The sequence below is a fragment of the Streptococcus mitis genome, assembly GCF_022137125.1.
Taxonomy (GTDB): Bacteria; Bacillota; Bacilli; order Lactobacillales; family Streptococcaceae; genus Streptococcus; species Streptococcus mitis_CE.
Window position 1 is genome coordinate 93,859 of the sequence record NZ_JAKNEQ010000002.1, and the last position, 12,620, is coordinate 106,478.

A 12,620-nucleotide genomic window follows, 5' to 3' on the forward strand; every position below is an offset into this window, starting at 1 on the left:
TATGACACAGGATTTACAGAAAAGAACCTTGTTTGCAGGGATTGCCCTGGCTATTTTCCTACCAATTTTAATGATTGGGGGACTCTTGCTTCAGATAGCAATTGGAATCATAGCCATGCTAGCCATGCATGAACTTTTGAAGATGAGAGGTCTAGAGACCATGACGATGGAGGGCCTCTTGACCCTCTTTGCAACCTTTGCTTTGACCATTCCCTTGGAGAATTACCTGACTTTTTTACCAGTTGATGGGAATGTAGTTGCCTATAGTGTTTTGATTTCAATTATGTTAGGAACGACTGTTTTTAGCAAGTCCTATACGATTGAGGATGCTGTTTTCCCTCTTGCTATGAGCTTTTATGTGGGCTTTGGTTTTAATGCTCTATTAGATGCTAGAATTGCAGGTTTAGATAAGGCACTATTAGCCTTGTGTATTGTTTGGGCAACAGACAGTGGTGCCTATCTTGTTGGGATGAACTATGGTAAACGAAAACTAGCTCCGACAGTTTCTCCAAATAAAACCTTTGAGGGTGCCTTGGGTGGTATTTTAGGTGCGATTTTAGTAACCATCATCTTTATGATGTTTGACAGAACAGTTGCTCTTCCGTATGGAATTTACAAGATGTCCGTCTTTGCTATTTTCTTTAGCATTGCTGGACAATTTGGTGATTTACTAGAAAGTTCGATCAAGCGTCACTTTGGTGTCAAGGATTCTGGGAAATTTATCCCTGGACATGGTGGTGTTTTGGATCGTTTTGATAGTATGTTGCTTGTATTTCCAATCATGCACTTGTTTGGACTCTTTTAATCAAAAGACGGAGGAAATACTATGCTCGGAATTTTAACCTTTATTCTGGTTTTCGGGATTATTGTGGTAGTGCACGAGTTCGGACACTTCTACTTTGCCAAGAAATCAGGGATTCTAGTGCGTGAATTTGCCATTGGAATGGGCCCCAAAATCTTTGCTCACATTGGCAAGGATGGAACGGCCTATACCATTCGAATCTTGCCTCTGGGTGGCTATGTTCGCATGGCCGGTTGGGGTGATGATACAACTGAAATCAAGACAGGAACTCCTGTCAGTTTGACTCTTGCTGATGATGGTAAGGTTAAGCGCATCAATCTTTCTGGTAAAAAATTAGATCAAACAGCTCTTCCTATGCAGGTGACCCAGTTTGACTTTGAAGACAAGCTTTTTATCAAGGGTTTGGTTCTGGAAGAAGAAAAAACATTTGCAGTAGATCACGATGCAACGGTTGTGGAAGCAGATGGTACTGAGGTTCGGATTGCTCCCTTGGATGTTCAATATCAAAATGCAACTATCTGGGGCAAACTCATTACCAACTTTGCAGGACCTATGAATAACTTTATCTTAGGTGTCGTTGTTTTTTGGATTTTAATCTTCATGCAGGGTGGCGTCAGAGATGTTGATACTAACCAGTTCCATGTCATGCCCCAAGGGGCTTTGGCCAAGGTGGGAGTGCCAGAAACGGCACAAATTACCAAGATTGGCTCACATGAGATTAACAACTGGGAAAGCTTGATTCAGGCTGTGGAAACAGAAACCAAAGATAAGACGGCCCCGACTTTGGATGTGACTATTTCTGAAAAGGGGAGTGACAAACAAGTCACTGTTACACCCGAAGAAAGTCAAGGCCGTTACCTTCTAGGTGTTCAACCGGGGATTAAGTCAGATTTTGTATCCATGTTTGTAGGTGGTTTTACAACTGCTACTGACTCGGCCCTCCGAATTCTCTCAGAACTGAAAAATTTGATTTTCCAACCGGATTTGAACAAGCTGGGTGGACCTGTTGCTATCTTTAAGGCAAGTAGTGATGCCGCTAAAAATGGAATTGAGAATGTCTTGTACTTCTTGGCAGTGATTTCCATCAATATTGGGATTTTTAATCTTATTCCGATTCCAGCTCTGGATGGTGGTAAGATTGTGCTCAATATCCTGGAAGCCATCCGCCGCAAACCATTGAAACAAGAAATTGAAACCTATGTCACCTTGGCCGGAGTGGTCATCATGGTTGTCTTGATGATTGCTGTGACCTGGAATGACATCATGCGACTCTTTTTTAGATAATCGAGGAATATTATGAAACAAAGTAAAATGCCTATCCCAACGCTTCGCGAAATGCCAAGCGATGCTCAAGTTATCAGCCATGCTCTTATGTTGCGAGCTGGTTATGTTCGTCAAGTCTCAGCAGGTGTTTATTCATACCTACCACTTGCCAACCGTGTGATTGAAAAAGCTAAAAATATCATGCGTCAAGAATTCGACAAGATTGGTGCCGTTGAGATGTTAGCTCCAGCCCTTCTCAGTGCAGAATTGTGGCGCGAATCAGGCCGTTATGAAACTTATGGTGAGGACCTTTACAAACTAAAAAACCGTGAAAAATCAGACTTTATCCTAGGTCCAACTCACGAAGAAACCTTTACAGCTATTGTCCGTGATTCTGTTAAGTCTTACAAGCAATTGCCACTCAACCTTTACCAAATCCAGCCTAAGTATCGTGATGAAAAACGCCCACGTAATGGACTACTCCGTACACGTGAGTTTATCATGAAAGATGCTTACAGTTTCCACGCTAACTATGATAGCTTGGACAGTGTTTACGATGAGTACAAGGCTGCTTATGAGCGTATTTTTACTCGTAGTGGTTTAGACTTCAAGGCTATCATTGGTGACGGTGGAGCCATGGGTGGTAAGGACAGCCAAGAATTTATGGCCATTACACCTGCTCGTACAGACCTTGACCGCTGGGTTGTCTTGGACAAGTCAGTTGCCTCATTTGACGAAATTCCTGCAGAAGTGCAAGAAGAAATCAAGGCAGAATTGCTCAAATGGATGGTTTCTGGTGAAGATACCATTGCTTACTCAAGTGAATCTAGCTATGCGGCCAACTTGGAAATGGCAACAAACGAGTACAAACCAAGCAACCGTGTTGTCGCTGAAGAAGAAGTGACTCGTGTGGCAACTCCAGATGTTAAATCAATCGATGAAGTTGCAGCCTTCCTCAATGTTCCAGAAGAACAAACGATCAAAACCCTCTTCTACATGGCAGATGGTGAACTTGTTGCGGCCCTTCTAGTTGGAAATGACCAACTCAACGAAGTTAAGTTGAAAAACCATTTGGGAGCAGATTTCTTTGACGTTGCTAGCGAAGAAGAAGTGGCGAATCTTGTTCAAGCAGGGTTCGGTTCACTTGGACCAGTTGGTTTGCCAGAGAATATTAAAATTATTGCAGATCGTAAGGTGCAAGATGTTCGCAATGCAGTTGTTGGTGCTAACGAAGATGGCTACCACTTGACTGGTGTGAACCCAGGTCGTGATTTTACTGCAGAATATGTGGATATCCGTGAAGTTCGTGAGGGGGAAATTTCTCCAGACGGACAAGGTGTTCTTAACTTTGCGCGTGGTATCGAAATTGGTCACATCTTCAAACTCGGCACTCGCTATTCAGCAAGCATGGGAGCAGATGTTTTGGATGAAAATGGCCGTGCTGTGCCAATTATCATGGGATGTTATGGTATCGGTGTCAGTCGTCTCCTGTCAGCAGTGATGGAGCAACACGCTCGCCTCTTTGTTAACAAAACGCCAAAAGGTGAATACCGTTACGCTTGGGGAATCAACTTCCCTAAAGAATTGGCGCCATTTGATGTTCACTTGATCACTGTCAATATCAAGGACGAAGAAGCGCAAGCCTTGACAGAAAAACTTGAAGCAAGTTTGATGGGAGCAGGTTACGAAGTCTTGACAGACGACCGTAACGAACGTGTCGGAGTCAAATTTAGCGACAGCGACTTGATTGGATTGCCAATCCGTATCACTGTTGGGAAGAAAGCAGCCGATGGAATCGTAGAAGTGAAGATTAAAGCGACTGGTGACACCATCGAAGTTCATGCAGATAACTTGCTTGAAACGCTTGAAATTCTCAGCAAGAAATAAAAACTATAATCAGAAGAAAAACAAGGAAAAAATGTAACTAGTTTTTACCTTGTTTTTTCTGTATAATGGGAAAAATGAGTAGATAAAGAGGTAAATGTATGCTAAGATTTCCAAAGGATTTTGTCTGGGGATCCTCTACTTCTGGACCACAAACAGAAGGACGTGTAGCTGGTGACGGTAAGGGAGATAATCTCTGGGATTATTGGTACCAAGTGGAGCCAAATCGTTACTATAATGGGATTGGTCCAGATAAGACATCGACCTTTTATGCAAATTGGGAACAGGATATTGAGCTACTGTTAGAAACTGGTCACACGGCCTTTCGGACTTCTATTCAATGGTCACGGATTTTTCCACAAGGGCGTGGGGAAGTCAATCCTCAAGGTGTAGACTTTTACCGTAAGGTTTTTGAGGCTATTAAGGCCAAAGGGATTCGTCTTTTAGTCAATCTTTATCATTTTGATTTGCCTTTTGCCCTTCAAGAGGATGGTGATGGTTGGGAAAATAAGGCGACTGTTTCAGCCTATGAAGACTATGCTCGTTTTTGTTTTGAGACTTATGGAGATTTAGTGGATCAATGGATTACCTTTAACGAGCCCATCGTTCCAGTAGAATTTGGATATTTTTACGATGCCCATTATCCACATAAGGTGGATGCAGAGGCAGCCGTTAAAGTAGCTTATCATACACAATTGGCCAGCAGTCGGGTGGTTAAGGCTTGTCATGAACTTTTGCCAGATTCCAAGATTGGGATTGTCTTAAACTTGACACCGGCTTATCCACGTAGCCAGCATCCTGCTGATGTCAAGGCAGCTCGCATTGCGGACCTTTTTCAGGCCCAATCTTTCTTAGATCCGTCTGTTTTGGGGACTTATCCACAGGAGTTGGTAGAAATCTTGCATGAACACGGTCTCTTACCTGATACTACGGAGGAGGAGTTGGAACTCATTCGTGACAATACGGTAGACTTCCTTGGTGTCAACTACTATCAACCTTTGCGTGTCATGGCTCCTCGATTTGCTAAGCATCCAGAGAGTCCACTCTTACCAGAACATTTTTACGAGGCTTATGTGATGCCTGGACGTAAAATTAATCCTCATCGTGGCTGGGAGATTTATGAGCAAGGGATTTATGACATCGCCCAAAATATCAAGGAAAATTATGGTAATATCGAGTGGATGTTGACTGAGAATGGTATGGGTGTTGAAGGGGAAGAAAAATTCCGTCAAGATGGAATGATTCAAGATGATTACCGTATTGACTTTGTAAAAGGTCATCTTCGTGAACTTCACCGTGCTATTGAAGATGGAGCCAACTGTAAAGGATACTTAATCTGGACCTTAATTGATTGCTGGTCATGGCTCAACAGTTATAAAAATCGCTATGGCTTAGTCGAATTAGACTTGGAAACGCAAGAACGTCGTCTGAAGAAATCAGGGCACTGGTTCAAGGAACTAAGTGATAATAATGGATTTTAAAAAGGACTCTGACTGATTATCCTAATTGGTCAGAGTTTTTTGCTTACAGGAGCGTAATTTGAACTATACCAATTTTTACTCTTGACAAGTTAAAGAAACAAGTATATACTGTTTTTGCTGATTCTATAAAAGAGGAATTAGACTATACCAATTTTAAGGAGAAAGCACAGCTGGTCTGTGTCGTATATACTATGTGTGGAATTGTTGGTGTTGTTGGAAACACAAATGCAACTGATATTTTGATTCAAGGACTTGAAAAGCTCGAATACCGTGGCTATGATTCTGCGGGAATTTTTGTCCTAGGTGGTGCTGAAAATCACCTAGTCAAAGCTGTAGGTCGTATTGCAGAATTGTCTGCCAAGACAGCTGGTGTTGAGGGAACAACGGGTATCGGACATACTCGTTGGGCGACTCACGGAAAACCAACTGAAGACAATGCCCACCCACACCGCTCTGAGACAGAACGTTTTGTCTTGGTGCACAATGGGGTGATTGAGAACTACCTTGAAATCAAGCAAGAATACCTTGCAGGTCACCACTTTAAGGGGCAAACAGATACTGAAATCGCCGTTCACTTGATTGGAAAATTTGCGGAAGAAGATGGCTTGTCAGTTCTTGAAGCCTTCAAAAAAGCCCTTCATATCATCCGTGGTTCTTATGCCTTTGCCTTGGTTGACTCACAAGACCCTGAAGTCATCTACGTGGCTAAAAATAAATCACCACTTTTGATTGGTCTTGGGGAAGGCTACAACATGGTCTGCTCAGATGCTATGGCTATGATTCGTGAGACCAACCAATACATGGAAATTCATGACCAAGAGTTGGTAATCGTCAAGGCTGATAGTGTGGAAGTTCAAGACTATGATGGAAATCGTCGTGAGCGTGCTAGCTACACTGCTGAGCTAGACTTGTCAGATATCGGTAAAGGAACTTACCCTTACTACATGCTTAAGGAAATTGACGAGCAACCAACTGTTATGCGTAAACTAATCCAAGCCTACACAGATGAGGCTGGTCAAGTAGTAGTAGACCCAGCTATCATCCAGGCTGTTCAAGACGCAGACCGTATCTACATCCTTGCAGCTGGGACATCTTACCACGCAGGATTTGCTTCTAAGAAAATGTTGGAAGAATTGACAGATACACCAGTTGAACTTGGAATTTCATCTGAGTGGGGTTACGGTATGCCACTTCTCAGCAAGAAACCACTCTTCATCTTTATCAGTCAGTCTGGTGAAACGGCGGATAGCCGTCAGGTTTTGGTCAAGGCTAATGAAATGGGAATCCCAAGCTTGACAGTGACAAACGTACCAGGTTCAACTCTTTCACGTGAAGCCAATCATACCATGCTCCTTCATGCAGGTCCTGAAATTGCCGTAGCATCAACAAAGGCTTATACAGCACAAATTGCAGCCCTTGCTTTTCTTGCAAAAGCAGTAGGAGAAGCAAATGGCAATGCTAAAGCGCAAGTCTTTGACTTGGTTCATGAGTTGTCAATCGTAGCTCAGTCTATCGAATCAACTCTTTCAGAGAAAGAAACCATTGAAGCCAAGGTTCGTGAGCTTCTTGAAACAACTCGCAACGCCTTTTATATTGGGCGTGGTCAAGATTACTACGTAGCTATGGAAGCAAGCCTTAAACTCAAAGAGATTTCTTATATCCAGTGTGAAGGCTTTGCAGCAGGAGAACTCAAGCACGGAACTATTGCCTTGATTGAAGAAGGAACGCCTGTTTTGGCTCTCTTGTCAGATCCAGTCCTTGCCAACCACACTCGTGGAAATATCCAAGAGGTGGCAGCCCGTGGTGCCAAGGTTCTCACTATTGCAGAAGAAAATGTTGCCAAAGATACAGATGATATCGTCCTTACGACTGTACACCCTTACCTCTCACCAATTTCAATGGTCGTGCCAACGCAATTAGTCGCTTACTTTGCAACACTCCACCGTGGGCTTGATGTGGACAAACCACGTAACCTTGCTAAGTCAGTAACGGTAGAATAAGCTTAAAAAGTCTAGTTATCTAGGCTTTTTCTTGTGAGCAAATCGGTTGCTTGTACTCAAGATTCGTGTTAGAATAATTTTTCAAAATGAAGGACCGGAATAGACAAGGAGAATCACTGTGGTAGAATTGGGAATTTCAACATTTGGAGAAACAACGGAGCTTGAAGGGACTGGGCAAACTTACAGTCATGCTGAACGCATTCGCCAGTTGCTGGCAGAGATTGAACTGGCTGACAAGGTTGGTTTGGATGTGTATGGGATTGGTGAGCACCATCGAGCGGATTTTGCGATATCTGCGCCAGAGATTGTTCTGGCAGCTGGGGCAGTCAATACCAAGAAGATTCGTTTGACCAGTGCAGTCAGCATTCTCTCAAGTATGGATCCGATTCGATTGTTCCAACAATATGCCACTATCGATGCTTTGTCAAATGGACGTGCGGAGATTATGGCCGGAAGGGGTTCTTTCACGGAATCTTTTCCCTTGTTTGGCTATGATTTGAAAGACTACGAAGCTCTTTTTGATGAGAAATTAGACTTGCTTCAATTAGTCAATGAAAAGATAAAACTAGATTGGCAAGGTCGATTGACCCAAACAATCTCTGGCAAAGAAGTTTATCCTCGTCCAGTTCAGGACAAATTGCCCTTGTGGATAGCGACAGGTGGTCATGTCGAATCAACTGTGAAGATTGCTCAGGCAGGCCTACCGATTGTCTATGCCATTATTGGTGGTAACCCTCGTTATTTTAAAAAGTTGATTCAGGCTTATCGTGAGATTGGAAGCGAAGCGGGTTATGCCAGTCAGGAACTAAAGGTTGGAGCTCATTCTTGGGGTTGGATTGCTGAAGATGGTGAGCAGGCTGTAAAAGATTATTTCCATCCGACTAAGCAAGTGGTGGATGCTATTTCCAAAGACCGTCCGCACTGGCAGGAATTGCGTTATGAGCAATATTTGGAGCAAGTTGGGCCAAATGGTGCTATGTTTGTGGGCAATCCAGATCAGGTGGCAGAAAAATTGATTTGCATGATTGAGGATTTAGGTTTGGACCGCTTCATGCTCCATCTACCGCTTGGTTCCATGCCTCATGACCAGGTTCTGAGAGCTATGGAACTTTTCGGAACGCAAGTGGCTCCAAAAGTACGGGCTTATTTTGCCATGAAAGAGGCTTAATAAAAACTACTCAAATTTATTATGACGATAAATATTGTACAAAAATCAATCCCCCGAGCGTCAAGGCTTGGGGGATTTTTCTATAGGAGGGCTAGTTTAGTTCTCTTTTTTGTTTTTTAGTAAGAACCCGAGACCTAGAAGGGCAAGAATGCTGATTCCTGCAAACAGGAGTTTGTGATCGTTTTTGGTTCCTGTATTTGGAAGTTCAGCTTGTTTAGCTAGGGGTGCAGCTATATTTTCCTTGCTAGAGTTATCTACCGATTCGTTTTGAACAGCTTCTTGTACAGATGATGCTTGTGTTTCTTGTGCTGGTTGTTCAGTATGTGAATCAGTTGTAGCTTTGCTAGGTTTATGATCCGCATCTGCTACTTTTGCATCTGGTTTTGCAGAATCAGGTTTAGCCTGTGGAGCTGGAGTTTGCTGTTCCGGTTTGACGACTCGGTTTGGAATATTGTCTTGGATATTATATTGCCCTTGTTCTTGTTTTAAGCTAGAAAGATCAAATTCTGGTTTTTCTTCCACAGCTGGGGCAACGATGGCACCGCCTTGAGAGATTCTAAGAACAGTAGCTGTAAGGGCATTTAATTTCAAGCCTTTTTCAGTCCATTCGAGTCCTTTCGGGTTGGCAATTCCTACTGGCCCTGCTTGGTTTTCATCTGCTAAAACTTCAGCATTTCTGAGGTGGGCAAAGGCAGTTCCTAAATTAAATTCGCGAGCTTTTTCGTCCGCATTGACAAAGACTGCATAGATATCACCGTTTGGAGCAGTGATTTGGTAGCCAATCACCACGTCCTCTTTTTCCACACCATTTTGGCCTGGGATAGTGATGAGGTGGACACGGTCTTTGATATCTTGAAGACTCTTAAGTCGGAAGGCATCTGTAGATTGACGAAGGGCAATCAAACCTTTCATATAGTCACGGCTCTTGACATTTTCAGGATAAGCTTTACCATCTGTAGCCTTAGTCCAGTCAAACTTATTGATAGCATCACTAGAGTCGTAAGAGTCATGGATGAAGTAAGGATAGTCAAATGGATTGCCGTCCTTATCACGCAACAAGTGAGATTTGTTTGGAACCTTGTCTTCTGCTACTGGGGTCTTGTAGGCTGGGTCACGGAATTGTTTGGTGCGTCCGTATTCCTGACCAGAGTGGATAAATGGAGTTCCTTGAGCTGTCAAGACCATGAGGTTTCCAAGTCGCAAACGACGATGGATTTCAGCATAGTTTTCAGCCTTGCTTGGGTCTTTTTTAATAGACTGGGCAATGATGTCAAAGAGGGTCAAGTTATCATGGGCTGCGATGTATTGGATGACATCTCCAGGGCTGTCTGCTTCAAAGTTAGTTGGTTGAGCAATCAGATTTTTAAAGATAGTGTTGATATCACGCTTACCACCCGTGATAAAGGCAGGTTGACCTTCATTTGGATAACCAGACTTGAGGTTGTTACGGATGTCATCTGAAAATACAGCGACAGTATCGGTATGTTTCATCCAATCTTGGTCAGCAGCTTTAGTAGGCATATTTTCATCACCAGCATAGGTTCTCCAACCTTCACCAAGCATGATAAGATTTGGATTGAGGGCGCGTGCAGCCTTGTAAGCTTCTTCGATAGAAGCCGCATCATGGTCTCCCATCATATCGAAGCGGAATCCATCCACTTTGTAGGTATCAACTAGATATTTGATAGAGTCAACTAGGAGTCGTTTGGTCATATGGTGGGTTGTCCCCAAGCGTCCACCACCAAAGCTAGTGCGAGGTGTCCCATCAGCATCCATAAAGTGGTAGTAGTTTGGCTCTAAATCTTCAAAGATATCGACCTTGGCTGTATGGTTATACACTACATCTAGGATAGCTCCCATACCACGTTTGTGGATCTCGTTGATGAGGTTTTTAAATTCTGCGATTCGTTTTTCTGGATTTTTAGGATCGCTTGAATACATACCAGTCAAGGAGAAGTAGTTTTGAGGATCATATCCCCAGTTATAGTTGCTATTGCTTGAAGCATAGTCAGACAAGCGTTCATGGTTTTTCAATTCATTGACAAAGTAGTAAGACAAGACTGGAAGGAGCTGGATGTGGGTTACACCCAAGTCTTTGAGGTAATCTAGTTTTTCGATAAAGGCTTCAAAAGTACCAAATGGTTTGGTCAAGTCTTTTGCAATGGCCGGATCTGAAGTGAAGTCACGCACATGAGCTTCATAGATAACGGCATCTTCACGAGTCTTGAAGTTGTGGATCTTACCATAAGTCAAGTCTTGAGGTCCTAGTTTGGCTGGATCTACAAAGGCAGCTTTAGCCACTTTATGGGCATCATCGATCTTGGCATCGTCACTATTCCAAGCAGCGAGAGATTTAGCGTAAGGATCGAGTGCAAGAACAGTTTTACCCTGACGCTCGATTTGGTATTGATAATAGTATCCAGTGAAATCTGTGATTCCTAGTTTGTTTGTGCTATCTAGAGTTTGTTTCCAAGTCCCTCTTTCTCCTTTTTCAAGAGCGACAGTTCCAACTACTTTGTTAGGGTCATTTTTGTCGTAGACAACAACAGAAACCTTATCAGCACTTGGTGACCAGAGGGTCAAATCAACCTGTTTTCCTTCTTCTTTGAGGTCAGCTCCAAGCTTGCCATCATAGCTGTAAGTCTCATCTTTCAGACGCCAGCTTGTTTTGGTAGTGAATTGGTCGGAATTGTAGCTAACAGTATAGGGATGTTTTGTGTCAGAGAAATCTCCGCTGTAAGTTACTTTCTTACCAGCTTCGTCGATTGCAACATCGGTAATAGTTACCTTGTTTCCTAGGTGATTAGTGATGTTGGAGTGCTTGAGAATATCTTCTTTTTTGGCACCGACCAGTGTTGAAAAGCTACTTTCAATGCTAGAAGTTCCTACGTGCTGAGCCCCTGTCATTCGGATATCGTGGACATAGTATGGATTTGTGTAGATTGATTCGTCATCGTCTTTGAGGAAGATTTGGCTATGATTTTTCAAATCTGTGAACTTATAATCTTCTTTACGGATTTTCACATCGTCTCCTTGTTTGCTTCTGTCTAGTAATAAAAATCCAAGGTCTTTAGCTGCATCTTTGAGTGGAATATCGATATAGCGACCATATTTGCCTGTAGCCGTAAAGTCTGTTCCGTTAGGCCATTCACCACTACTTGGCTCCTTCACATCTCCCCAGTACCAGAGAGATTTCTTGTCGTAGTTGCCATCTGTGCGGTAGTAGTTGACACGGATAGTTCCTGCAGGTTGTGGCTCGTAAGAGAAAACCTTGTAATCTTGGTCTAACCAAGCCTCATTCATCTTTGGTGCTAGTTTTTCGGCCGATTTATCGCCGGTTAGATTTTTTCCAGCTGTATTATTGATGAGGAAGCTAATTTTCTTGGCTTGTTCTCCCTTTAATTTGACATCTAGGTAGTAGCCATAGTCATCTTTTTTGGCATCCTTGAAGGACAAGGCTCCGTTAGGCCAATTTTCAGAAGGTTTTTCAACATCGTCCCAAGTCCATAGTCCTTGAGCATCCTTGTTTTCTTCAGGAAGTTTTTTGACATGGATACGGAAGTAGTTGTCTTCGATTGGCTCTTCTGCCTTAGTTTCAGTCGTTACTGGACTAGTAGAAGTCGTTGGCTCACTTGAACGATCTTGTCCAGTTTGTGGTGCTGAATCGGCTGGGCTTGAAACAGGAGTTGCTGGCTCTGTTGCAGGTTTTTCTTCTTTTTTCTCCAGGGAAGCGTTTGCATTATTAGTTGAAGAAAAATCGCTTTCGTTCTTGCCAGCGATGTTTGCTGTATCAGTAAGAGGTTGGGCAAGTGCAGTAGTAGTTTCACTATTACTTGCGTTAGTGGTTGTAGTATTTTCCTTGGCTGAGATAGTTGGTGTGGCCATAGCAAGTAGGACAAGGCTTGCACCGATAAGGACAGAACCGGTTCCGTTCTTGAGGGAACGGATGCTGTAGACCATTTTTTTCTCAGTTTGAGAAGTTGTTCTTTTCATAATTATTCTCCAATCAATAAATTTCTATA

7 protein-coding genes are annotated in these 12,620 nt (G+C 43.0%); 6 read left to right on the forward strand and 1 reads right to left on the reverse strand.

The window, feature by feature from the left end; translation table 11 throughout:
- The first annotated feature begins 1 nt into the window (after nt 1).
- From L0P31_RS02490 to L0P31_RS02515, 6 genes are all read left to right on the forward strand, one after another.
- Entirely contained in the window at nt 2-805 is an 804-nt protein-coding gene (locus L0P31_RS02490; protein ID WP_000189852.1) for a phosphatidate cytidylyltransferase, read from the forward strand.
- A 21-nt stretch (nt 806-826) separates the two neighbouring features.
- On the forward strand, nt 827-2,086 hold the full coding sequence (rseP, locus tag L0P31_RS02495; protein ID WP_004255204.1) for an RIP metalloprotease RseP: 1,260 nt from the start codon (nt 827-829) through the stop codon (nt 2,084-2,086).
- 12 nt (nt 2,087-2,098) lie between these two features.
- Entirely contained in the window at nt 2,099-3,952 is a 1,854-nt protein-coding gene (locus L0P31_RS02500) for a proline--tRNA ligase (RefSeq protein ID WP_020902704.1), read from the forward strand.
- Nucleotides 3,953-4,050: 98 nt separating this feature from the next.
- On the forward strand, nt 4,051-5,430 hold the full coding sequence (gene bglA, locus L0P31_RS02505) for a 6-phospho-beta-glucosidase (RefSeq protein ID WP_238095592.1): 1,380 nt from the start codon (nt 4,051-4,053) through the stop codon (nt 5,428-5,430).
- 191 nt (nt 5,431-5,621) lie between these two features.
- Complete coding sequence (glmS, locus tag L0P31_RS02510; protein WP_203175577.1) at nt 5,622-7,430, forward strand: glutamine--fructose-6-phosphate transaminase (isomerizing); 1,809 nt, start codon at nt 5,622-5,624, stop codon at nt 7,428-7,430.
- Nucleotides 7,431-7,548: 118 nt separating this feature from the next.
- Nucleotides 7,549-8,598, forward strand: coding sequence for an LLM class flavin-dependent oxidoreductase (locus tag L0P31_RS02515; protein ID WP_238095594.1), 1,050 nt, complete (start codon nt 7,549-7,551; stop codon nt 8,596-8,598).
- Between the two features lie 96 nt (nt 8,599-8,694).
- On the opposite strand, the gene L0P31_RS02520 is transcribed toward L0P31_RS02515, so the two are convergent.
- A complete protein-coding gene (locus L0P31_RS02520) occupies nt 8,695-12,591 on the reverse strand; it encodes a pullulanase (RefSeq protein ID WP_238095596.1) in 3,897 nt (1,298 codons plus the stop codon).
- Nucleotides 12,592-12,620 lie beyond the last annotated feature (29 nt).